Below are 21,545 nucleotides of genomic sequence, written 5' to 3' on the forward strand. Positions count from 1 at the left end.
CTCGGTGGGTCAGACGGTGCCGCGGAGCGTCGACACCTGGTACAGGGCGACGGATGCCGCGATGCCGGCGTTCAGCGACTCGGTCGCGGCGGAGATGGGAATCGAGACGACCTGGTCGCACGTCTCGGTGACCAGGCGGGACAGACCCTTGCCCTCGGAACCCACGACGATCACGACGGGGCGGTCGGCGAGCTCGAGGGCGGGCAGCGAGACATCGCCGTCGCCGTCGAGTCCGAGCACGAACACGCCCTGCTTCTTGAACTCCTTGAGCGTGGCCGTGAGGTTGGCCGCGAGAGCGACGGGGATGCGCGCAGCAGCCCCGGCGCTGGTCTTCCACGCGGCGGAGTTGACACTCGCCGAGCGGCGCTGCGGGATGATCAGCCCCTGACCGCCGAAAGCTCCGGTGGAGCGGATGATCGCCCCGAGGTTGCGGGGGTCGGTGACACCGTCGAGCGCGACGAGCAGGGGCACCTGGCCGCGATCGATGATCTGCTCGAGCAGGTCCTGCGGGTGGGCGTAGGCGTAGGGGGGAACCTTGAGCGCCACCCCCTGGTGCACGCCGTCGAAGCCGGCCATGCGGTCGAGCTCGGGGCGCGTGACCTCGAGCACCGGGATGCCGCGGTTGGTCGCCATCGACAGCATCTCTTTGACGCGGTCGTCCATCTCGATGCGCTGGGCGACGTACATCGCCGTGGCGGGGATCTTCGCCCGCAGCGCCTCGAGCACGGAGTTACGGCCCGTGACCGTCTCGGTGTCGTCGGCCGCCTTCGGGCTCTTGCGGTTCGGATTGCTGCCGACCGCGCGCACGCCGGGCTTCGCCTTGCCACCGGCGGCGGCGTAGCGCTCCTGGGCTGCCTTGCGCTTGCCGGCGGGGTGCCAGGCGCGGTCTTCGGCCTTCGGGGTGGGGCCCCGGCCCTCGAGAGCCTTGCGGACGTGGCCGCCCGTGCCCTTGAGGGGGCCCTTCTTCTTGCCGGGGTTGCGTGCTCCCGGGCGTCCAGGCTTAGCCATCGATACTCCAATGCGTTCCGGCCGGAGTGTCCTCCAGCGTGATTCCTGCGGCGGCGATCGCGTCTCGAATGCGATCCGCGGCCGCCCAATCCTTGTCCGCGCGCGCGTGCGCGCGCTGCGTGATCATCGTCTGGACGAGGGAGTCCAGAGCGGCGGTTTCCGCTCCCCCTCCGGTGCCACCCCACGGAGAAGAGTGAGGGTTGATCCCCAGGACGAGCGTCATCTGCATGACGTCCATGACATCGTGCTTCGCCTCATCGTACTTGCCGGCGTCGAGGAGCGCATTTCCCGACCGGATGCTCGTGTGGATGGCCGCCAGCGCCCGGGGCACCGAGAGGTCGTCGTCCATGGCCTCGACGAACTCCGCCGGAAGGCCTTCCTTCGCCTCGGGCCACCCCGGCTGCACGAGACGCCGGGCGCGGTCGAGGAACGTGCGGATCCGGCCGAGGGCCGTCTCGGCCTCGGCCCACGACGCCTCGCTCAGGTCGAGGTTCGACCGGTAGTGCGCCGCGGCGAGGGCGTAGCGCACCACGAGCGGATCGTGCGCGGCGAGCACGTCGGCCGCCAGGGTGAAGTTGCCGAGCGACTTCGACATCTTCTGCCCGTCGACGGTGACGAGGCCGTTGTGCACCCAGTAACGAGCGAAGGCATCCCCCGCCGCCGTCGACTGCGCGATCTCGTTCTCATGGTGCGGGAAACGCAGGTCGAGACCGCCGCCGTGGATGTCGAACTCGGGACCGAGGTAGCGACGCGACATCGCCGAGCACTCGATGTGCCAGCCGGGCCGTCCCGCACCCCAGGGCGAGCTCCAGGTGGCAGAAGCCGGCTCGCCGGGCTTCGCCCCCTTCCACAGGGCGAAGTCGCGGGGATCGCGCTTGCTCCGGGGATCGGCGTCGGCGGCCGGCTCCATGGCATCCGGGCTCTGACGGGTGAGCTCGCCGTACGCGGGCCACGATCGCACGTCGAAGTAGACGTCGCCGGCGGCCGCATAGGCGTGGCCGCGCTCGATGAGCTCGGTGATGAGCTCCTGCATCTGCGTCACCGACGCCGTCGCACGGGGTTCGTAGGTGGGGGGAAGGATGCCGATGGCCTCGTACGCCCGTGAGAACTCGAGCTCCATGCGGTAGGCGAGAGCCCACCACGGCTCGGCGTCGGTCGCGTTGGCGAGGACCTTGTCGTCGATGTCGGTGACGTTGCGCACGAAGGTGACCCGGCCGAAGCGGTGGGAGAGCCACCGGCGCAGCAGGTCGAAGACGAGCGCGGCGCGCACGTGACCGATGTGCGGGCCCGACTGCACGGTCGGGCCGCAGACGTAGACCGTGACGTTCGAGGGGTCGAGGGGGACGAAGTCGCGGAGTCCCTGCGCCTTCGTGTCGTACAGCCGAACAGTCACGTCTTCAGCCTACCGGCCGCCCCTCCGCGCGACCCGTGCACGAAACATGCGGTCGTTAGGGTTCAGGAGTGCCCCTCGTGATCCGCCCCGATGACCTGTCCGGAGACGCCACGCGTGCTCTCGTCGCCGCCCACCTCGCGGGCATGCTCGAGAACACACCCGTCGAGAGCGTGCACGCCCTCGACGTGGATCGCCTCACCGCTGACGGCGTCACGGTCTGGTCCGCGTGGGTCGACGACGAGCTCGCCGGCATCGGCGCGTGCAAAGACCTCGATCGCGACCGCGCCGAGCTGAAGTCGATGCGGGTCGCCGAGGGCTTCCTCGGCCAGGGCATCGGCCGCGCGATCCTGCGGCACATCATGGACGATGCGCGAGAGCGCGGCATCCGGAGTCTCTGGCTCGAGACGGGGAGCACCGACGACTTCGTGCCCGCTCGTCGTCTCTACGCGAGTGAAGGCTTCGTCGAATGCCCGGCGTTCCCGCCCTACGCGCCCGATCCGCTGTCGACGTTCATGACCCGCACGGTCGAGGCACCCTGATCACACGCGTCGTCCACCCGAGCGCCTGCTGTCGGCTCCACTCGGCCAACACCTAGGGAACAGGCGTCTTATTGACGTGTGCGATGTCGAGTGCGGTCCCCGTGGACAGCGCTCCTCCCTCCTCCGGCGATCCTGGCGACCCCGGATCGAGACCGTGACGGCGCCCTCACCGACGACGAGCGCATAGCTGTTCCCGCCACGCCGCCGCCACGCTGCACACCGTTCCGGACAGGGCGATCCCCGTGGCGCCCGTTCGCGCTGCACGCGGCGTCCACCGCAACGGGCCCGTGAGCGGAGGGCGGCGATGGCGACCGCCCGACTCGGACAGCGAGAGGCCAGGGCGCGGGGGCGCGCCCGGATGAAGGGAAGAGGACGAAGAAAATGGAGCAACAGCACGACGACATGTCGGTCGAGGCGGTGTTCGCACAGCACGCCGATCGTCCGGCACTGCGAGAGCGGTTCGGGGCCGACGTCGAGGACACCAGTTTTCACGAGCTGTGGGACCGAGCGAGTGCGGTTGCGGCCGCACTCGGTGAGACCGTTTCGCCCGGCGACCGGATCGCGATGCTCGGAGCCGCGACCGTCGACTTCGTGACGCTCGATCTCGCGTCGTGGATCCTCGGCGCGGTGAGCGTGCCCCTCCAGGCGAGCGCGTCGTTCGAGGCGCTGCGCGCGATCGTCGACGAGACGGAGCCGGTGTGGCTCGCGGCCTCTGCCGAGCAGTCGGCCATCGCTCAGGCCATCGCCGAGGCATCCGCCGGAGACGTGCGGACGATGCTGCTCGACACGGCGGTCGACACCGACACATCGGGTCCGACGCTCGCCGAGCTCGTCACCCGCGGCGAGCTCCTGCCGCGCCCGACCCCGTGGCATCCCGCGGCGGGCGAAGACCCCCTCGCACTCCTGATCTACACGTCCGGCAGCACCGGAACCCCGAAGGGCGCGATGTACTCGCGCTCCATGGTCGAGAGACTGTGGCACGCGCGCCGGCCCGGCGTCGACGACGGCACCACCGACGACATCGTCGGGTACGCCTACCTGCCGATGAGTCACCTCACCGGCCGCGCGGCGGTCTTCGCCACCCTCGGACGCGGCGGAACTCTCGCGCTCGCGACCTCGACGGATCTGTCGGCCCTGTTCGACGATCTGCGCACGTTCGCCCCGACCGAGTTCGTCTTCGTCCCTCGCGTGGCGGAGATGGTTCGGCAGGAGGGCGATCGCGACGAGCAGCGTCGCCTGGCCGCGGGCGATACGGATCAGGATGCCGTGCGCGCGGCGGTGCACGCCGATCTGCGCGTGCGGGCGTTCGGGGGACGGATCCGCCGGGCGATCTGCGCCAGTGCTCCGCTCACCCCCGAGCTCCGCAGCTACATCGAGGAGTGCCTCGGCACGGCGCTGCACGACGTGTACGGCTCCACCGAAGCGGGCAGCATCCTCCACGACGGAGTCGTGCAGCAACCGCCCGTCACCGCGCACAAGCTCATCGATGTGCCCGAGCTCGGCTACCGCGTCACCGACCGTCCGCACCCGCGGGGTGAGCTGCTGGTGAAGAGCACCTCCACGATCACGGGGTACTTCCGCCGGCCAGACGTCACCGCCGCGGTCTTCGACCAGGACGGCTTCTACCGGACCGGCGACATCATGGCCCAGACCGGACCGGGTTCCTACGAATACCTCGACCGCCGGAACAACGTCATCAAGCTGTCGCAGGGCGAGTTCGTCGCGGTGGCGGCTCTCGAGGCCACGTACGGCGGGACGCCCGAGGTGCGCCAGATCGCGCTGCACGGCGACAGCCGACACGCGTTCCTGGTCGCGGTCGTCGTGCCCGCTGATGCGGGATCGTCGGAGCGCGACGTGCTCGCCGCTCTTCAGCGCACCGCACGCGAGCATGGCCTCGCCCCCTACGAGGTGCCCCGCGGGGTCATCGTCGAACCGGAGCCGTTCACGGTCGAGAACGGCATGCTCTCGGACGCCCGCAAGCTCCTGCGACCGCGGATCACGGCACGGTACGGCGAACGGCTCGCGAGTCTCTATGCCGACCTCGCCGAAGAGCGTAGTGGTGCCCTGGTGGCAGCCCTCCGCGAGCGCGTCGGCCTCGAGCCGACGCTCGACACCGTGGTGCGCGCGGCCTGCGAGTTCCTCGGCGCCGAGGTGTCCTCGGCAACCGCTGCGGCAGCCCGGTACTCCGACCTGGGCGGCGACTCGCTGTCGGCGCTGACCTTCTCCGGGATGCTCGAGGACGTCTTCGGTACCGAGGTGCCCGTCGGGGTCATCACCGACCCGACGAACGATCTCACCGCCATCGCCGCGTTCATCGATCGCTCGGCCGCCGACGACCGGCCCACGGTGGCTCGCGTGCACGGTACCGACCCGTCGACGCTGCGTGCGAGCGACCTGCGCCTCGACCGGGTGCTCGGCGGCATCCCGGAGCCGGTCCTGCGTACCTCGCGCACCCCCGCCGCTTCGGAGCCCGCGGGCACTGCCCGAGGCCGCACGGTCCTGCTCACGGGCGCCAACGGGTACCTCGGACGGTTCCTGGCCCTCGACTGGCTCGAACGCCTCGCTCCGGTGGGCGGAACGCTCGTGTGCATCGTTCGCGGTTCCGACGACGCCGACGCCCGACGTCGCCTCGACACCGCGTTCGCCGCAGATCCTGCCTTCGCTGAGCGCTTCACAGACCTCGGGGCCTCGCTCGAGGTGAGGGCCGGCGATGTCAGCGAGCGCCTCTTCGGTCTCGACGAGCCGCGGTGGCGGGACCTCGCCGCCCGCGTCGACCTCATCGCGCACGCCGCCGCCCTTGTCAATCACGTGCTGCCATACACGGCATTGTTCGGTCCGAACGTCGTCGGCACCTCCGAGATCATCCGCCTCTCCATCGCCGCCGGCAGCGTGCCCGTCACCTTCGTCTCGAGCGTCGCGGTCGCCGGTGGCGCGCGGCCGACCGTCGAAGCCGCGGCCGACCCGGCCGCCCCCGCCGCCCTCGACGAGCGTGCCGACATCCGCGACACGATCCCCGCGTGGAGCATCGGAGACGAGTACGCCAACGGGTATGGGGCGAGCAAATGGGCGAGCGAGGTGCTGCTGCGCGAAGCGCACGAGCAGCACGGCGTACCGGTGGCGGTATTCCGCTCCGACATGGTTCTGGCGCACCCGCGCTGGCGCGGCCAGGTGAACCTGCCCGACGTCTTCACCCGGCTGGTCTGGAGCGTTCTCGCCACGGGGCTGGCACCGGAGTCCTTCGTTCGGCGTGGTGCCGACGGCGAGCGTCTGTCGTCGCACTACGACGGCTTGCCGGCCGACTTCACCTCCGCTGCCATGACCGCGATCGGCGCCTCCACCAACGCGGGATACCGCACCTACAACGTGGTGAACCCGAACGACGACGGCGTCTCCCTCGACACCGTCGTCGACTGGCTCCAGGACGACGGGTACGCCATCGAGCGCATCGCGGACCACGCCGAATGGGTGGACCGGTTCCGCACGGCGCTGGAGGCGCTGCCCGACGAGGATCGTGCGCGATCGGTTCTGCCGCTGATGCACGCGTTCGCGACCCCGGAAGAACCGCACGCCGGCTCGACCATCCCCGCGGACGCGTTCGTGGAAGCCATCCGGACGATCCACCCGCTCGGGTCACCGGACATCCCCTCCATCGACCACGCGCTCATCACGAAGGTGGCCGACGACCTCTCGTTCTTGAAGCTGCTCGAGCCGTCACGGCGCGCCGTGGCCTGACCTCGGACGCGACGGCACCCTGGAGGCCCGGCCCCGGGGCGCCGTCGCGACGGCCCGGCGTGCGGGCACAGCGGACGCCACCGAGGGGGCGAAGAAACGACCGACCCCGCGCCTCCCGGAAGGAAGAAGTCGCAACCAGAACGGCTAGACCGGCACGACGAGGGCGGTTGCGAACGCGGCGACCCCCTCGCCCCGGCCGGTGAACCCGAGGCCGTCGGTGGTGGTAGCGCTGACCGAGACCGGCGCTCCCCCGAGCGCGGCGGACAATGCCTGCTCCGCTTCGATGCGGCGGTCGGCAAAGCGCGGGCGACGGGCCTGCACCTGCACGGCGACGTTGCCGACGCGCCATCCCGCGTCGGACAAGAGCTGCACGGTATGCGAGAGGAAGGCGGCCGCGTGCGCGCCGGCGAACTCCGGTCGGTCGGTGCCGAAGTGCGTACCGATGTCTCCGAGCCCCGCCGCCGCCAGCAGCGCATCGACGATCGAGTGAGCCACGGCATCACCGTCGGAGTGCCCCGACAATGCCACCTCGCCCGGCCATTCCAGGCCCGCGAGCCACAGCGTTCCCTCTCCCCCGAACCCGTGCACGTCGGTGCCGATACCCACGCGAGGGGCCGAGTGCATCGGCGGGCGGGCGACGGATGCCGCGGGCTCGGTCGCGAGGAGGGCGCGGGCACGCTCGAGGTCGGGCCCCGTGGTGATCTTGAACGCCGCCGCGTCTCCCTCGACCGTGACGACCGCGTGCCCCGCTGCCGCGACGGCAGCCGCGTCGTCGGTGTGGTCGGCGTCGACCGCGGCAAGGGCCGCCTCGAGAACCGACCGAAGGAAGCCCTGGGGCGTCTGCGCGGCCGCGAGCTCGCTGCGATCGACGGGGCCGACCACTCGGCCGCTCTCGTCGACGCGTTTGATGGTGTCGACGACGGGAAGGGTGGGGATGACGGCGGCGGCTCCGGCGTCGACGGCGTGAACGACGCGGTCGAAGACAGCGGGGGGCGTCAGCGCACGCGCGGCGTCGTGGACGAGGACGATCTCGACGTCGGCCCACAACGCGGCGAGGCCCGCGGCGACCGACTCCTGCCGGGTCGCCCCGCCCACGACGACCGTGACGAGGTCGGCGCGATCGCCGGCGGCATTCCGAGCATCGGTCAGGGCCTCGCCCTCGTAACCTCGGGGTACGACGACGACGACCTGCGCGGACATCGCCGCGAAGACGCCCCGCAGAGCGTGATGCAGGATCGACCGGTCGTCGATGCCGACGAACGCCTTCGGCGCCCCACCCTGCAAACGGGTGCCGGAACCGGCGGCGACGACGATGACCGCGAGATGCGGGACGGGGGTGAGAGTCACCCGTTCACGCTAGCGCGCCGCCGCGGAAGGGCGACGCGCTGAGCAGGATCAGGAGGCGAGGACCTCGTCGAGCACGACGCTCGCGCGGTCTTCGTCGGTCTTCTCGGCCAGAGCGAGCTCCGACACCAGGATCTGGCGCGCCTTGGCCAGCATCCGCTTCTCACCGGCGGACAGGCCACGGTCCTGATCGCGGCGCCACAGGTCGCGGACGACCTCGCTGACCTTGATCACATCGCCCGAAGCGAGCTTCTCGAGGTTCGCCTTGTAGCGACGCGACCAGTTGGTCGGCTCCTCGGTGAAGGGCGCACGGAGCACCTCGAAGACACGGTCGAGACCGTCCTTGCCGATCACGTCACGAACGCCGACGAGGTCGACGTTGTCCGCCGGAACCTCGATGACGAGGTCTCCCTGGGTGACATTGAGCTTCAGGTATTTCTTCGTCTCGCCCTTGATAACGCGTTCCTTGACCTCGATGATCGTGGCCGCGCCATGGTGCGGGTAAACGACGGTCTCGCCAACCTCAAAAAGCATGGAGTTATGTCCTTTCGGCAACATCCAGGATACCACAGGCCCGCATGCGCTAAGGTTCCGCCCTCCCCACCCGCAGTCCCTCCCGCGCGCGTGCGAGCAGGCCCGGACCGCGGACCCCGTAGGATGATCTGGATGCCGTCTGTCGATCTTGGAGGATCCGTGAAAACGCGCCTGATCGCGTCCATCGCCCTGGGTGCCGCTGTCGTACTCGGTACGACGGGATGCAACATCCTCGCCCCGCAGGCGACCACCATCGATTACTCCGCCTCCGACGGGGTGAACGTCCCGGCCGATTCCGGTCCGCTGCACATCCGCAACGCGATGATCGTCGCCAACGACGACGGCACCACCGGCAACTTCGTCGCGGCCGTCGTCAACGACACCACCGAGCCGCTCACGCTGCGCCTCGAGGTCGGCGAGGGCTCGAGCGCTGTCCGCTCCTCGGTGAATGTGCTGGCCAACAGGACGCTCAGCCTCGGCGACCTGGCCGACGGTGTCCAGCCGCTGCGACTCGACGACATCGACGCCGTTCCCGGGTCGACGGTGCCCGTGTACTTCCAGTCCGGTGACGGACAGGGCGCGCTCATCCAGGTGCCCGTCCTCGACGGCGCCCTCGAGTACCTCGCGCCGCTCGCGCCGAGCCCCGAGCCGTCCTTCAGCGTCACCCCCCTTCCGGCCACGCCCTCCGCGACGCCGACGGCCAGCCCGACCCCCGCATCCTGACCTCACGACGAAGGCGCCGACGGTTCTCCGTCGGCGCCTTCGTCGTTCTCGCGAGCCGTCAGGCCTCGAAGCGGTAGCCCAGTCCCCGCACGGTGACGAGCATGCTCGGCTCGCTCGGGTTCTGCTCGATGCGCGAGCGGATGCGCTTGATGTGCACGTCGAGCGTCTTGGTGTCGCCGAAGTAGTCCGTCCCCCACACACGATCGATGAGCTGTCCCCGCGTGAGCACGCGACCGGCGTTGCGCATCAGCACCTCGAGGAGCTCGAACTCCTTGAGGGGGATGTTGATCTCCCCGCCGTCCACCGCGACGGTGTGGCGGTCGATGTCGAGCACGACGCGTCCCCCCGACAGGATGCGGTCGTCGAGGTCGGCCTCCTCCGGCGCGCGACGGCGCAGCACAGCGCGCATTCGCGCCAGCAGCTCGCGGGTCGAGTAGGGCTTGGTGACGTAATCGTCGGCGCCGAGCTCGAGGCCGACGACGATATCGACCTCGGAATCCTTGGCTGTGAGCATGATGATCGGCACCTGCGAGGCCAGTCGCACCTGACGACACACTTCTGTCCCCGGCATCCCGGGAAGCATGAGATCCAGCAGGATGATGTCGGCGCCGCGCTCTCGGAAGGCGGCCAGGGCGAGGGCACCGTCTTCGGCGATCTCGACCTCGTAGCCCTCTCGGCGCAGCAGGTAGGCCAGGGGGTCGGCCAGGTCGGGTTCGTCCTCGACGATCAGAACGCGGGTCATGCGGTGTCTCCCTTCGCGGGTACGGGGGTCGTCGCGGAGCTCTTGCGGCCCTTGCGACGGGGTTTGGGGCGGACGCCCTCGAGATCGGGAGCCTCCGAAATGGGGAGTCGGATGGTGAAGGTCGAGCCGCGGTCCGGACGCGACCAGAGCCGCACCTCTCCCCCGTGGCGTTGGACGGCGTGCTTCACGATCGACAGGCCGAGGCCGGTTCCGCCGGTCCGGCGGGAGCGAGCCTGATCGGCACGGTAGAACCGCTCGAAGACGCGGTGCTGGTCGCTTTCGGGAATGCCGATCCCGCGGTCGGTCACCGCGATCTCGACGACGGTGTCATCGAGCTTGACGCCGACGCCGACCTTCGACCCCTCCGGCGAGTACGCGATCGCATTCGCCACCAGGTTGCCCACGGCCTCGGTGAGGATCTGCGGCTCGCCGCGCACCCACAGCCCCTTGGTACCGCCGCGGACGACCGTGACCTGAGCGGCATCCGCCTGGATCGCGTAGCCCTCGACCGCGGCGGTGACGACCTCGTCGATCGAGACGTCGCGCACGTCGCGCAGTTCGTCGGAGGCCTGCAGGCGCGACAGGCTCAGGATGCGGTTCACGAGGGCCGCCAACCGCGTGACCTCCGCCTGCAGCCGCGAGGCGAAGTGGCGTACCTGAGCGGGATCGTCCGCGGCGAACTCGATCGCCTCGGAGAGCAGGCTCACGGCACCGACCGGTGTCTTCAACTCGTGGCTCGTGTTGGCGACGAAATCGCGACGCATCTCTTCCACCCGCTCGCGCTCGGTGATGTCACGCAGCACGACGAGGGTGAGACGGCCCGAGATGGGAGTCGCGCGGACAGCGACCAGACGCGGCTCGGCGGGCGCGGCACCGCGACGCAGACGGAGATTCTCGGCGATGCCCGATCCGGTGTCGCGCGCCACGCGGGCCACGCGCTTGAGCTCCTCGCTCGAGATCACCTCTCCGGCATGGGCGCCGAACACCTCGGCGGCAGGCGAGAGCGCGAGCACCGTCGATGAGGTGTCGCACACGAAGGCGGGGTCGTCCATCGCCCCCAGCATGGCCTCCACGCCCTCCGGCACCTCCGCGGAGGTCTGTGCCAGGGAGCGATCGCGGGCACGCAGTGCCGCGACCACCAGGCCGACCACCGCGGCTCCGATCAGGAGTCCTGCGAGGAGCGCGAGCAGCACGAGCTGCGGTTGTTCCATGCCCCCAGCGTAGGGGCGGCCCTCGACCGTCACCGGCCGTTCACCCCCGTGAGAGTCGCAGCAGAGGCTACTATTCACTGTCACAGCACCGCTCGTTAACCTTCGCTGGGAAGAATCCCGAGGGTTGCGGGACACTCCGTGCCGTGCCGCCGACGAGGAAGGTACCCGCCCATGCGCGAAGTATTCCACCAGTCCCTCGAGGACGTTCAGAGCCGACTGGTCGAGATCGCCGACCTCGTGACCATCGCGATCGACCGCGCCACCCGCGCGTTCGGCACGAGCGACGTCTCGCTCGCCGAAGAGGTCATCGAGGCCGACGCCGTCATCGACGAGAAGGCCTTCGAGCTCGACGAGCTCGCGATCGAGATCCTCGCCCGCCAGCAGCCCGTCGCCCGCGACCTGCGCATCGTGGTCACCGCCCTCCGAGTGAGCGCCTCGCTCGAGCGCATGGGCGACATGGCCGAGCACATCGCTCAGCTCGCGCGCTCGCGCTTCCCCGAGCGCGCGATCCCCAAGGGGCTCAAGAGCACCTTCACCCGCATGGGCGAGCTCGACGTCGAGGTCGCGCGCAAACTCGCCGAGCTCCTGCGCACGCAGGACCTTCGGCTCGCCGAGGCCATCCGCGACGCCGACGACGACATCGACGAACTGCATCTCAGTGTCTTCGAGAAGGTGCTCGGCGACTCGTGGAAGGGCGAGGCGACCGCAACGGTCGACGCCACCCTCGCGAGCCGCTACCACGAGCGCTTCGCCGACCACGCGGTGTCCGTCGCCAAGAAGGTCATCTACCTCGCGACCGGCGATTGGGCCGGCGCCGACGACGAGAGCGCGGCCGAGCCGAGCCCGGTCATCTGACCCCAGAGCGCGAGAAGAGGGGGTGGATGCCGATCGGCATCCACCCCCTCTTCTGTCGGACGTCAGTGCTTGTTGCCCTGAGCGGCGACGGCGGCAGCACCGGCGGCCGCGGCCTCGGGGTCGAGGTACTCGCCCGGACCGAGGGGCTTGAGGTCGTCGTCGAGGCGGTAGACCAGCGGAATGCCGGTCGGGATGTTCAGCTCGGCGATGTCGGCGTCGCTGATGCCCTCGAGATGCTTGACCAGTCCGCGCAGAGAGTTGCCGTGCGCCGTGACGAGCACGGTCTTGCCGGCCTGCAGATCGGGGACGATGTCGCTGTGCCAGTACGGCAGCATGCGGTCGATGACGATCTTCAGCGACTCGGTGTCGGGCACCTCGCCGTCGATGCCGACGTACCGGGGGTCACCCACCTGGCTGTACGGGTCGTCGGCCGACAGCGCCGGGGGCGGAACGTCGAAAGAGCGGCGCCAGAGCATGAACTGCTCGTTGCCGAACTCCTCGAGGGTCTGCGCCTTGTCCTTGCCCTGCAGGGCGCCGTAGTGACGCTCGTTGAGGCGCCATGAGCGCTTGACCGGGATCCACAGGCGGTCGGCGGCGTCGAGGGCGATGTTCGCCGTCTGGATCGCACGGCTGAGCACCGAGGTGTGCAGCACGTCGGGAAGGACGCCGGACTCGGCGAGCAGCTCGCCGCCGCGCTTCGCCTCGGCCTTGCCCTGGTCGGTGAGTCGCACGTCGACCCAGCCGGTGAACTGGTTGGTCTTGTTCCACTCGCTCTGCCCGTGGCGGAGGAGGATCAGCGTGTGAGGCATGACTCCATGCTACCGACGTGCGGACCGCGGGCCGGGGCGCGGAGTCCTGGCAAAATAGTGGAGTGACCCCCTCCCCCGTCGGCCGTCCCACCCGCGGCACGACCGGGGCGAACCGCCTGAGACGCATCGACCGGTGGATCGCTCGGCACCCGGTCCTCCGTCGCGCCGACGACCCCCTCGTGGTCGACCTGGGCTTCGGGGCGAGCGCCGTGACACCCCTCGAACTTCTTGCTCGGCTCCGCGGCCAGAGGCCGGATGCAGAGGTCCTCGGCCTCGAGATCGACCCCGAGCGCGTGGCACGCGCCCGTGAGCAGTCGACGGCGGTCGAGGGGGTGTCCTTCGCTCGCGGAGGCTTCGAAGTCCCGGTACCGGGCGGGCGCCGGCCCGCGGTCATCCGGGCCATGAACGTGCTGCGCCAATACGACGAGGCCGACGTCGCCGACGCGTGGGGCCGCATGTGCGCGCGGCTGCAGCCCGACGGCATCCTGGTCGAGGGCACCTGCGATGAGATCGGTCGTATCGCGACCTGGGCGGAGGTGGGGGCGGATGCCGTGCCCCGAAGCCTCACCGTCTCGCTCCGTCTCGCCGAGCTCGACTCCCCCGCGATCGCCGCCGAGCGCCTGCCGAAGGCCCTCATCCATCGCAACGTCGACGGGGAGCGCGTGCAGGAGTTCGTGGCATCCCTCGATCGCGAATGGGCGCGCGCCGCAGTGGTCGCCCCGTTCGGGCCGGTCCACCGGTGGCGCACGGCCATGCGCGCCCTGGCGGACGCCGGGTGGCCCCTGCTGCGCCGCGAGCGCTGGCGGCTCGGCGAGGTGGGCGTCGCATGGGAAGCCGTCGCTCCGCGCTGAGCGTCACACCCGCGGGAGAAGTGCCCGGGCGTCAGCCGAGGGCATTCCGGCCGCGACGAGGAGGTCGACGGCGAGCGGACGCAGGGCCGCGATGAGGTTGAGCTCGCCGACACGCCCCTCGGGCAGCAGGTTCGCGGGATCGAGCCGTCGAGCGACCGCGCCGACGGCTTCTCGGGCGACGGGTTCGAGCGAGATGTCGTCGAGACTGTCGCGGACGAGCCCCGCGCCCCGCGCCAGTTCGGCCAGCAGATCAGCGGGGACGGGGCGGCTCTCGCCGTCGGCGCAGAGATAGGCCGCGCGCCGGGCGACCACGCGGAGGTTTCGCGTGGTGAGGTCGAGTGCCCCGCGGACTCGCTCATGGCGATCGAGCTCGGTGCGCTGTCGGCGCAGGAACGGCGAGATGCGCGCGACCTCGCGTCCCGACTCGAGCGAACCGCTCCACGCGTCGACGTAGGTCTGCAGCGAACGGGCTCGCTCGAGACCGCGCTCGGCGCGAGCACGATCGCCCCTGCGCAGCGCGCGGACGATCGTGTCCATGGCGGCATCCAGCGCGTCGAAGAGCTCGTCGGCGTCGCGCAGCTCGGTGCGGCGGAGGGTGCGCGGGATCAGCGCGGTCACGATGAGCGCGGCGACGCCGCCGATCGCCCCGTCCACGAGGCGCAGGAACGGCACGCCCGACACCAGTACGAGGGCGATGAGCGACTGGACGACCGCCGCGAGCGCGAAGCCCGGCTGGGGCGACAGGAACCGGGCCACGACGAGGGTCACCGTCATCGCGAGGGCGATCTGCCACCATCCGGCCCCGGCGACGAGCAGGACGACCTCGGCGATGAGGATGCCGACGAGCATGCCCATGACCGTCTCGGCGACCCGCCACGGGCGCGCGTCGCGCACCAGCCCCAGGCTCGACACCGTGACCGTCGCCGCGAGCAGAGGGACCGAGTGCCCCAGCACGAAGTGCGCGAAAGCATACGCCGCGGTCGCGGCGACGACGATCTGCGCGATCGCCGGTAGCGACTCGCGCACGCGGTTGACCCGGCGCCCGACGGTGGAGCGCCAACGCGGACCGGCGACGACGACCCCGACGGTCGTCGAGGAGTCGTCGGGGGTCATTCCGCGGCGCGTCGCCGCCCGAGGCGCGGCAGGCGGGGAACGGCGGCGGTGGCGCCCGCGTCGGCGGGAACGACGGTCTCGGCCGCCGCGGCCAGCGGCCCGTCGGCGGTGTCGACGACGAGCGGCTCGCCCTCGGGAGCGGTGCGCTTGACGAGGGCCAGGGCGATCGGCCCCTCCTCGTGGTGGACGGCCACCGAGGTGATGGCGCCGATCACGGTGTCGCCCGCGCGCACGGCATCCCCGCGGGCGGGCAGGACGTTGTCGCTGCCATCGAGCTGGAGGGCGACGACGCGGCGCGGTGGATGCCCCAGGTTGTGGACCTTCGCCACCGTCTCCTGACCGCGGTAGCACCCCTTCGACAGGTGCACGGCGGTGCGGAGCCAGTCCATCTCGTGCGGGAGCAGTCGCTCGTCGGCGTCGATCGCCACGCGAGGACGCCACGCGGCGACGCGCAGGGCTTCGACGGCGTCGAGACCGGCCAACGCCGTCTCGCCGCTCGCGGCCGACGCGATCACTCGCTCGAACTCCGCGGCATCCACGATCGCTTCGGCCCAGTCGCGGTCGGCCCCCGGATGGGGCTCGACGCGGGCGTACGCCCACCCGCCCGGTGAGACATCGGGCCACGGATCGACCCACACCGGCGCGACGGTCGAAACAGACCCCACGGCCGCGCGCGTGCCACCGAACACGAACAGGTCGTCAGAGCGGTCGGTCACCACCACGCGGAGGCGGAAGCGCATCCGCATGAGCCACACGGCGAGGGCCGCGGCATCTGACGCGTCGACAAGAAGCCACGTGGTCTCGCCGTCATCGACCACCGAGGCGGCGTGCTCGACGCGGCCCTGGGGGTCGAGGATGAGGAACTCGGTCGAGACGCCGGGCGCGAGGTGAGTGAGGGCCTGCGACGACAGCGAGTCGAGCCAGCTGCGGCGGTCCTCGCCCGAGACCGTGATGACGCGGCGGTCACCGAGGGGCGCGAGAGCCGTTCCGGATGCCAGGCGGCGCTGCTCCGCGACGGGAGAGCCGACGTGGCGCAGCCCGCGGTCGTCGATCACCGCTCCCGGGACGGCGGAGAGAGAAGTCATGGTCACTCCGCTCGAGCCAGTCGCGCCGAGGCGTGCGAACCCAGCTCCCGACCGAGCGCGGCGATGTCCCACGCCCAGAGGAGGTGGTTGTCGACGAGACCATAGAGACGGGTCGCCGCCGTGTAGGTCTTCGCACCGGCGGTGCGGACGACCGCATCCGTCGCCAGGTCGATGCGCGGACCCTTCACCTGCCCGACATAGAGCTCCAGGATGCCGTCGGCGTGCGCCAGACTCACCTCGATATCGAAGCCGCCGTCGGCGTTTCGCAGGGCCTCGACGTCGTCGGCGGTGCGAGTGACGGGCTCGGCGGTCGCGGGGAGAAGGCCGGGGCCGGCATCGGCGTCGCCGACGGGTCGCGCGAGACGCCAGTAGCCGATCTCGGAGACCAGGGGACGTCGTTCTTCTCCCTGGAGCAGCCACGCGTCGGCGGAGTAGTTGAGGAACGCGCCGCCGTCGTGACTGAAGCTCACGCGGTGGGCGAACTCACCCGAGAAGGATCGTCCGTCGACCTCGTAGTCGATGACTCCGGTACCCTCCCAGACGCCCACCAGCCACGAGAGCGGGACGAGGTCGGCGGGGAGATCGGTCGGGATCTCGATCACGACGCGCTCAGCGCTGGCCGCGGTAGAGGTTCCAGATGACCGTTCCGGAGACGAAGGCGATCGCCAGCGAGGCGAGGCCGAGAAGTCCCACGAAGAACGCTTCGAGCGCGAAAAGGTCCATAGCGCAATCCTAGCCCGACACCAGCGCCGCGAGTCCGAACCCGGCCGTGATGATGCCGAGCACCACCATCGCCCCCAGACTGCTCGCCGCCATGCGCTGGATGAACGCCTGCGAGCGCCCAGACCAGAGCTGCACAGCGAAGGCCACGATGATGCAGCCGCCCAGAGCGACCGTGATCCACTGCGCACGCCAGTGCTCGGGTGCGAACAGGCCGATGAGCACTCCCGCCACCGCGGCCAGCACCCAGACGGCCACGATGCCGCCGAAGGTGCGACGCGGCGCGAGGTCGGGGGTCGACATGAGACCCATCTTCACTCACGACCCCGGTGATGCGCACGCGCAGCGCCGGTGTCGAGCCGCTCCCGCGCGTCACCCTAAGATGATCGGGTGCGCGACACGCCGCACGGGAGGTCCTCTTGGCTCAGCTTCTTGTCCTCAGCTCCGCCCCGGGCGGCGGGGCTGCCCTGCCTGCGCTCGAACTCCTCAGTCACCGGGTGCGACAGATCCCCGCCGAGGCTGCGCAACTGGTGAACGCCCCCAGTGCGGACGTCATCTTCGTCGATGCGCGATTCGACCTGGTCGGGGCGAAGTCGCTCAGCAAGATCCTCACGACCACGGGTGTCGAGGCGCCCCTCGTCCTCATCGTGACCGAGGGCGGCCTCACCGCCGTCTCCACGGATTGGGGGATCGACGATGTCGTGCTCGTCGGCGCCGGTCCCGCCGAGATCGACGCGCGTATCCGCCTCGCGATGGGGCGGCGCGCCGCAGACCAGGTGTCCACGCGCATCCAGACCTCCGGCATCACGATCGACGAGTCTTCCTACTCGGCGAAGGTGCACGGCAAGCCGCTCGACCTCACGTACAAGGAGTTCCAGCTCCTTCACTTCTTCGCCACGCACCCGTCGCGCGTCTTCACGCGCGAGCAGCTGCTCAGCGAGGTCTGGGGCTACGACTACTTCGGCGGTACCCGAACGGTCGACGTGCACGTGCGTCGCCTTCGCGCCAAGCTCGGCGACCTCGAGCAGCTCATCGGCACCGTCCGCAACGTCGGCTACCGCTTCAACGTCTACGAAGACGACGCCCCCGCCGCGGCATCCGCCCCCGCGTAGAGCTGCGCGCACCGCGTGTTCACTCCCGTGTCACCGTCCCCTGCAATGATGTGGGAATGATGGAACACGACTCGCTGGATGCCGGTCTCGGCGATGCCGACGACGACGACTTCGACGAGGCCGTCGAGGCCGAAGACGATCAGCTGCCCGACCACCGATACCTCGACCGCGAGATCAGCTGGTTGTCGTTCAACCAGCGTGTGCTCGAGCTGGCCGAGGACCCCACGGTCCCCGTGCTGGAGCGCGCGAACTTCCTCGCGATCTTCGCCAGCAACCTCGACGAGTTCTTCATGGTGCGTGTCGCCGGCCTCAAGCGCCGCATCGTCACGGGCCTGGCCGTCCCCACGAACGTCGGCCGCGCCCCGCTCGACGTGCTCTCCGACATCTCGGCCGAGGCCCACCGCCTGCAGCTGCGTCACGCCGCCGCGTGGACCGAGAAGGTGCGCCCCGCACTCGCCGACGCCGGCATCGAGGTGGTCTCGTGGGACTCACTCGACGAGGCCACCGCCGCACGGCTGACCGAGTACTTCCAGCGGAACGTCTTCCCGGTACTCATGCCGTTGGCTGTCGACCCGGCCCACCCGTTCCCCTACATCTCGGGGCTCTCGCTGAACCTCGCGATCCGCATCCGCAACGCGCGCACGGGTCGCCAGGAGTTCGCGCGCCTCAAGGTGCCCCCGATGCTCCCCCGATTCGTCGAGATCGACGGCGACCGCCCCGGGGTGCGCTACCTCCCCCTCGAAGAACTCATCTCGAACCACCTCGGCGACCTCTTCCCGGGGATGGAGGTCCTCGACCATCACGCGTTCCGTCTGACGCGCAACGAGGACATGACGATCGAGGAGGACGAGACCGAGAACCTCATCCAGGCGCTCGAGGCCGAGCTCCTGCGTCGTCGTTTCGGTCCCCCCATCCGCCTCGAGATCACCGAGGACATGGACGACGTCACGCGTTCGCTGCTGCTGAGCGAACTCGACATCACCGAGCAGGAGGTCTACCGCCTGCCCGGAGCTCTCGACCTGCGCGGCCTGTTCGACCTGTCACGCATCGACCGCCCCGACCTGCGCTACCCGCCGCACGTGCCCAAGACGGCGCTGGCCTTCCAGCCGCCCGAGCAGAACGGCCGTGCCGACCTGTTCGGCGCGATCCGCAAGGGCGACGTGCTCGTGCACCACCCCTACGAGTCGTTCGCGACGAGCGTGCAGGCCTTCCTCGAACAGGCCGCCCGCGATCCGCACGTGCTGGCCATCAAGCAGACGCTGTACCGCACCTCGGGCGACAGCCCCATCGTGCAGGCGCTCATCGACGCGGCGGAGGCCGGCAAGCAGGTGCTCGCGCTCGTCGAGGTCAAGGCACGTTTCGACGAGGCCAACAACATCGTGTGGGCGCGCAAGCTCGAGAAGGCCGGCGTGCACGTCGTCTACGGCCTCGTGGGACTCAAGACCCACTGCAAGCTCGCCCTCGTCATCCGCGAAGAAGAGGGACGCCTGCGCCACTACAGTCACGTCGGGACGGGTAACTACAACCCCAAGACCAGTCGTATCTACGAAGACTTCGGTCTGTTCACCGTCGACGACCAGGTGGGCCGCGACCTGACGCGCCTGTTCAACGAGCTCAGCGGATACGCGATCGAGAAGAAGTTCAAGCGTCTGCTCGTCGCTCCCCTGCACCTGCGCAAGGGACTCCTCCGCCACATCGACAAGGAGCGGCGCAACGCCCTCGAGGGCAAGCCCTCCGGCGTGCGGATCAAGGTCAACTCGATGGTCGACGAAGAGATCATCGACGCGCTGTATCGCGCGAGCCAGGCGGGCGTTCCCGTCGAGGTGTGGGTGCGCGGCATCTGCTCGATCAAGCCGGGCGTTCCCGGTATGAGCGAGAACATCACGGTGCGCTCGATCCTCGGACGCTACCTGGAGCACTCTCGCATCTTCACGTTCGAGAACGACGGCGATCCGCAGGTCTTCATCGGGAGCGCCGACATGATGCATCGCAACCTCGACCGCCGTGTCGAGGCCCTCGTGCGGGTGGTCGACCCCGCTCAGGTGCAGGAGCTCATCACTCTCTTCACCCTCGCGATGGACGACGGCACGAGTTCGTGGCACCTCGGTTCCGAGGGCGAATGGACGAGGCACAGCGTCGACGAGTCCGGCGCCCCTCTCATCGATCTGCAGGAGCACACCATGGCCCTCGTGCAGCGCAAGCGTCGGGCCCGGACGGCACGGTGACGAAGACCGAGACCGAAACGGCCGTCTACGCGGCCGGCGGAGTCGTCTGGCGACACGTGGAGGGGAAGCTCCGCGTGCTGCTGATCCACCGCACCAAGTACCGGGACCTCACCCTGCCCAAGGGCAAGGTGGACCCCGGCGAAACGCTCGCCGAGACCGCCGTGCGCGAAATCCGCGAGGAGACCGGCATCCGGGTCTCGCTCGGGGTGCCCGTCGGCGTCTCGAGATATCGGATGCCGAGCTCCCGCACCAAGATCGTGCACTACTGGGCGGCCGAGGCGACGGACGCCGCCGTGCGCAGCTCCACCTTCGTGCCGAACAAGGAGGTCGCGGCGATCGAGTGGGTGAGCCTCAAGAAAGCGCGCAAGAACCTCAGCTATCCCGTCGACATCGAGATCCTCGACGAGTTCACGCGGATCGTCGACGAGGGGGCGCTGCCGACCTTTCCGATCGTCGTGCTGCGCCACGGGAAGGCGCGTCCGCGCGAGGAATGGCAGGGATCCGACAGCGCTCGACCGTTGACCCCGCGTGGTCGTCGGCAGGCCGAGGCGATCGTCGGCCCCCTTCTCGCGTTCGGCGTCCGGCGGGTCTACTCCAGCCCGGCGGAGCGATGCGTTCGCACGGCGACCCCCCTCGCGCAGGCTCTCGGCCAGCGAATCAACCTGACAGAGGCCGTCAGTCAGGACGCGTGGGAGCAGGGACGCGCCGACGCTCGCTCACTGATCGGAGAACGCGTTCGCGCCCGAAAGCCGGTGGTCGTGTCGAGCCATCGGCCGGTGCTGCCCGACATCCTGCACGAGCTCGCGCTCGCGACCGGGACCATGGGCGGGTCGTATCTCGGAAGCGCCTCGGCGCTCGAGCCCGCGGCGTTCTCGGTCGTGCACATTCCGGTCGAGCACCCCGGCGCCGGCATCGTGGCCATCGAGACGCACGAACCGAAGGTGTGACGCTCCCCACCGGCATCCGCGTCGCCTGGCGCCAGGTCCCCGCCGGTTCTGCGCGTCGCGACGTCTCACGGGCGTTGTTGGCCGAACTCGTGCCGGGCGCTCGATTCCGCTCACGCTGCCCCGCGTGCGGCGCAGACCACGGCCGCATCCACGTGGACGGGGCGGATGCCGCTGTCTCGGTGTCGTACGTGGAGGGATGGGCCGTCGCGGTGGCGGCGTGGGGCCACGAGCGGGTCGGCGTGGACGCCGTGCCCGTCGACGCGGGCGGTCTGGAGCGAGTGCTGCCCGACGATGCGGGAGAGCGAGCTGTGATGTCGGCTCCGTCGAGCACCGCGCCGGCCCGCGCGTGGGCGCGCGTGGAGGCCGTGCTGAAAGCCGACGGGCGCGGCCTCGCCGTGGATCCTCGTCGCGTGGAGGTGACACCGGTCACCTCGGGATGGTCCGCTCGGGTGAAGTCGTCTCCTTTCGGTGAGTCGCCGACGAGGGGCGGCAGCGCGGCGAACGCGCGAGAACGCCGCTGGCGCGGATGGGATGTCGACGGTCCGAACGGCGTCGTGATCGCGGTGGCCGTGGTCGCTCGCGCCGAAACCGCCCCGGTGTGA

General features: G+C 70.2%; 20 protein-coding genes. 9 read left to right on the forward strand and 11 right to left on the reverse strand.

Translation table 11 applies throughout. The features are described 5' to 3' along the window. Positions 1-9: 9 nt before the first annotated feature. Complete coding sequence (gene rlmB / locus DEU35_RS07215; protein ID WP_103206179.1) at positions 10-1,008, reverse strand: 23S rRNA (guanosine(2251)-2'-O)-methyltransferase RlmB; 999 nt, start codon at positions 1,006-1,008, stop codon at positions 10-12. Beyond that, complete coding sequence (gene cysS / locus DEU35_RS07220) at positions 1,001-2,401, reverse strand: cysteine--tRNA ligase (RefSeq protein WP_116239090.1); 1,401 nt, start codon at positions 2,399-2,401, stop codon at positions 1,001-1,003. Before cysS ends, rlmB begins: the two co-directional genes overlap by 8 nt. A 68-nt stretch (positions 2,402-2,469) precedes the next feature. On the opposite strand from cysS, the gene DEU35_RS07225 reads away from it, so the two are divergent. After that, on the forward strand, positions 2,470-2,940 hold the full coding sequence (locus DEU35_RS07225; protein ID WP_258027840.1) for a GNAT family N-acetyltransferase: 471 nt from the start codon (positions 2,470-2,472) through the stop codon (positions 2,938-2,940). A gap of 381 nt (positions 2,941-3,321) precedes the next feature. Further along, the gene (locus DEU35_RS07230; protein WP_116239091.1) at positions 3,322-6,672 is read left to right on the forward strand and encodes a thioester reductase domain-containing protein; all 3,351 of its coding nucleotides are present in this window, start codon (positions 3,322-3,324) and stop codon (positions 6,670-6,672) included. 144 nt (positions 6,673-6,816) lie between these two features. Here the strand turns inward: DEU35_RS07230 and ispD are convergent, their stop codons facing one another. After that, the gene (ispD, locus tag DEU35_RS07235; RefSeq protein WP_116239092.1) at positions 6,817-8,019 is read right to left on the reverse strand and encodes a 2-C-methyl-D-erythritol 4-phosphate cytidylyltransferase; all 1,203 of its coding nucleotides are present in this window, start codon (positions 8,017-8,019) and stop codon (positions 6,817-6,819) included. Positions 8,020-8,067: 48 nt separating this feature from the next. Continuing rightward, on the reverse strand, positions 8,068-8,550 hold the full coding sequence (locus DEU35_RS07240) for a CarD family transcriptional regulator (RefSeq protein ID WP_103206175.1): 483 nt from the start codon (positions 8,548-8,550) through the stop codon (positions 8,068-8,070). Positions 8,551-8,709: 159 nt separating this feature from the next. Between DEU35_RS07240 and DEU35_RS07245 the strand changes: the two genes are divergently transcribed. Continuing rightward, a complete protein-coding gene (locus DEU35_RS07245) occupies positions 8,710-9,273 on the forward strand; it encodes a DNA modification methylase (protein ID WP_116239093.1) in 564 nt (187 codons plus the stop codon). Positions 9,274-9,331: 58 nt separating this feature from the next. On the opposite strand, the gene DEU35_RS07250 is transcribed toward DEU35_RS07245, so the two are convergent. Continuing rightward, positions 9,332-10,015 carry a response regulator transcription factor gene (locus DEU35_RS07250; protein ID WP_103206173.1) on the reverse strand — a complete coding sequence of 228 codons (684 nt, stop codon included), beginning with the start codon at positions 10,013-10,015 and terminating at the stop codon, positions 9,332-9,334. Further along, positions 10,012-11,226 (reverse strand): cell wall metabolism sensor histidine kinase WalK, encoded by a 1,215-nt coding sequence (locus tag DEU35_RS07255; RefSeq protein WP_116239094.1) that lies wholly within the window; start codon positions 11,224-11,226, stop codon positions 10,012-10,014. The genes DEU35_RS07250 and DEU35_RS07255 overlap by 4 nt, the downstream gene beginning before the upstream one ends. Positions 11,227-11,397: 171 nt before the next feature. Here DEU35_RS07255 and phoU point away from each other — a divergent pair, with 171 nt between their 5' ends. After that, the gene (phoU, locus tag DEU35_RS07260) at positions 11,398-12,081 is read left to right on the forward strand and encodes a phosphate signaling complex protein PhoU (RefSeq protein ID WP_103206171.1); all 684 of its coding nucleotides are present in this window, start codon (positions 11,398-11,400) and stop codon (positions 12,079-12,081) included. A gap of 62 nt (positions 12,082-12,143) precedes the next feature. Here the strand turns inward: phoU and DEU35_RS07265 are convergent, their stop codons facing one another. Then, positions 12,144-12,890: a phosphoglyceromutase gene (locus tag DEU35_RS07265; protein ID WP_103206170.1), complete on the reverse strand. Its 747-nt coding sequence runs from the start codon at positions 12,888-12,890 to the stop codon at positions 12,144-12,146. A 62-nt stretch (positions 12,891-12,952) separates the two neighbouring features. Here DEU35_RS07265 and DEU35_RS07270 point away from each other — a divergent pair, with 62 nt between their 5' ends. After that, positions 12,953-13,741, forward strand: coding sequence for a class I SAM-dependent methyltransferase (locus DEU35_RS07270; RefSeq protein WP_103206169.1), 789 nt, complete (start codon positions 12,953-12,955; stop codon positions 13,739-13,741). Positions 13,742-13,744: 3 nt separating this feature from the next. Here DEU35_RS07270 and DEU35_RS07275 read toward each other — a convergent pair whose 3' ends face one another. From DEU35_RS07275 to DEU35_RS07290, 4 genes are all read right to left on the reverse strand, one after another. Then, the gene (locus DEU35_RS07275; protein ID WP_174799644.1) at positions 13,745-14,854 is read right to left on the reverse strand and encodes an aromatic acid exporter family protein; all 1,110 of its coding nucleotides are present in this window, start codon (positions 14,852-14,854) and stop codon (positions 13,745-13,747) included. After that, positions 14,851-15,939 (reverse strand): folate-binding protein YgfZ, encoded by a 1,089-nt coding sequence (locus tag DEU35_RS07280; RefSeq protein ID WP_116239095.1) that lies wholly within the window; start codon positions 15,937-15,939, stop codon positions 14,851-14,853. Before DEU35_RS07280 ends, DEU35_RS07275 begins: the two co-directional genes overlap by 4 nt. A gap of 2 nt (positions 15,940-15,941) precedes the next feature. Beyond that, on the reverse strand, positions 15,942-16,541 hold the full coding sequence (locus DEU35_RS07285; RefSeq protein ID WP_103206167.1) for an FABP family protein: 600 nt from the start codon (positions 16,539-16,541) through the stop codon (positions 15,942-15,944). 130 nt (positions 16,542-16,671) lie between these two features. Further along, positions 16,672-16,962, reverse strand: coding sequence for a hypothetical protein (locus tag DEU35_RS07290; protein WP_103206166.1), 291 nt, complete (start codon positions 16,960-16,962; stop codon positions 16,672-16,674). 116 nt (positions 16,963-17,078) lie between these two features. On the opposite strand from DEU35_RS07290, the gene DEU35_RS07295 reads away from it, so the two are divergent. Genes DEU35_RS07295 through DEU35_RS07310 form a run of 4 tightly spaced genes read left to right on the forward strand, consistent with a single transcriptional unit; the run spans position 17,079 to position 21,545 of the window. Then, a complete protein-coding gene (locus DEU35_RS07295; protein ID WP_103206165.1) occupies positions 17,079-17,771 on the forward strand; it encodes a response regulator transcription factor in 693 nt (230 codons plus the stop codon). A gap of 56 nt (positions 17,772-17,827) precedes the next feature. Continuing rightward, complete coding sequence (locus DEU35_RS07300; RefSeq protein ID WP_103206164.1) at positions 17,828-19,996, forward strand: RNA degradosome polyphosphate kinase; 2,169 nt, start codon at positions 17,828-17,830, stop codon at positions 19,994-19,996. Then, on the forward strand, positions 19,993-20,943 hold the full coding sequence (locus DEU35_RS07305; RefSeq protein ID WP_258873387.1) for an NUDIX domain-containing protein: 951 nt from the start codon (positions 19,993-19,995) through the stop codon (positions 20,941-20,943). Before DEU35_RS07300 ends, DEU35_RS07305 begins: the two co-directional genes overlap by 4 nt. Further along, complete coding sequence (locus tag DEU35_RS07310) at positions 20,940-21,545, forward strand: 4'-phosphopantetheinyl transferase superfamily protein (RefSeq protein WP_116239097.1); 606 nt, start codon at positions 20,940-20,942, stop codon at positions 21,543-21,545. The genes DEU35_RS07305 and DEU35_RS07310 overlap by 4 nt, the downstream gene beginning before the upstream one ends.

This window comes from Microbacterium sp. AG157 (assembly GCF_003385695.1).
GTDB classification, from domain to species: Bacteria; Actinomycetota; Actinomycetes; order Actinomycetales; family Microbacteriaceae; genus Microbacterium; species Microbacterium testaceum.

Bases quoted from the DNA above. Each gene is read 5' to 3' on its own strand.
- rlmB (WP_103206179.1), bottom strand. From the start codon at position 1,008: ATGGCTAAGCCTGGACGCCCGGGAGCACGCAACCCCGGCAAGAAGAAG.
- DEU35_RS07230 (WP_116239091.1), top strand. From the start codon at position 3,322: ATGGAGCAACAGCACGACGACATGTCGGTCGAGGCGGTGTTCGCACAG.
- DEU35_RS07240 (WP_103206175.1), bottom strand. From the start codon at position 8,550: ATGCTTTTTGAGGTTGGCGAGACCGTCGTTTACCCGCACCATGGCGCG.
- DEU35_RS07250 (WP_103206173.1), bottom strand. From the start codon at position 10,015: ATGACCCGCGTTCTGATCGTCGAGGACGAACCCGACCTGGCCGACCCC.
- DEU35_RS07255 (WP_116239094.1), bottom strand. From the start codon at position 11,226: ATGGAACAACCGCAGCTCGTGCTGCTCGCGCTCCTCGCAGGACTCCTG.
- phoU (WP_103206171.1), top strand. From the start codon at position 11,398: ATGCGCGAAGTATTCCACCAGTCCCTCGAGGACGTTCAGAGCCGACTG.
- DEU35_RS07265 (WP_103206170.1), bottom strand. From the start codon at position 12,890: ATGCCTCACACGCTGATCCTCCTCCGCCACGGGCAGAGCGAGTGGAAC.
- DEU35_RS07275 (WP_174799644.1), bottom strand. From the start codon at position 14,854: ATGACCCCCGACGACTCCTCGACGACCGTCGGGGTCGTCGTCGCCGGT.
- DEU35_RS07280 (WP_116239095.1), bottom strand. From the start codon at position 15,939: ATGACTTCTCTCTCCGCCGTCCCGGGAGCGGTGATCGACGACCGCGGG.
- DEU35_RS07290 (WP_103206166.1), bottom strand. From the start codon at position 16,962: ATGTCGACCCCCGACCTCGCGCCGCGTCGCACCTTCGGCGGCATCGTG.
- DEU35_RS07300 (WP_103206164.1), top strand. From the start codon at position 17,828: ATGATGGAACACGACTCGCTGGATGCCGGTCTCGGCGATGCCGACGAC.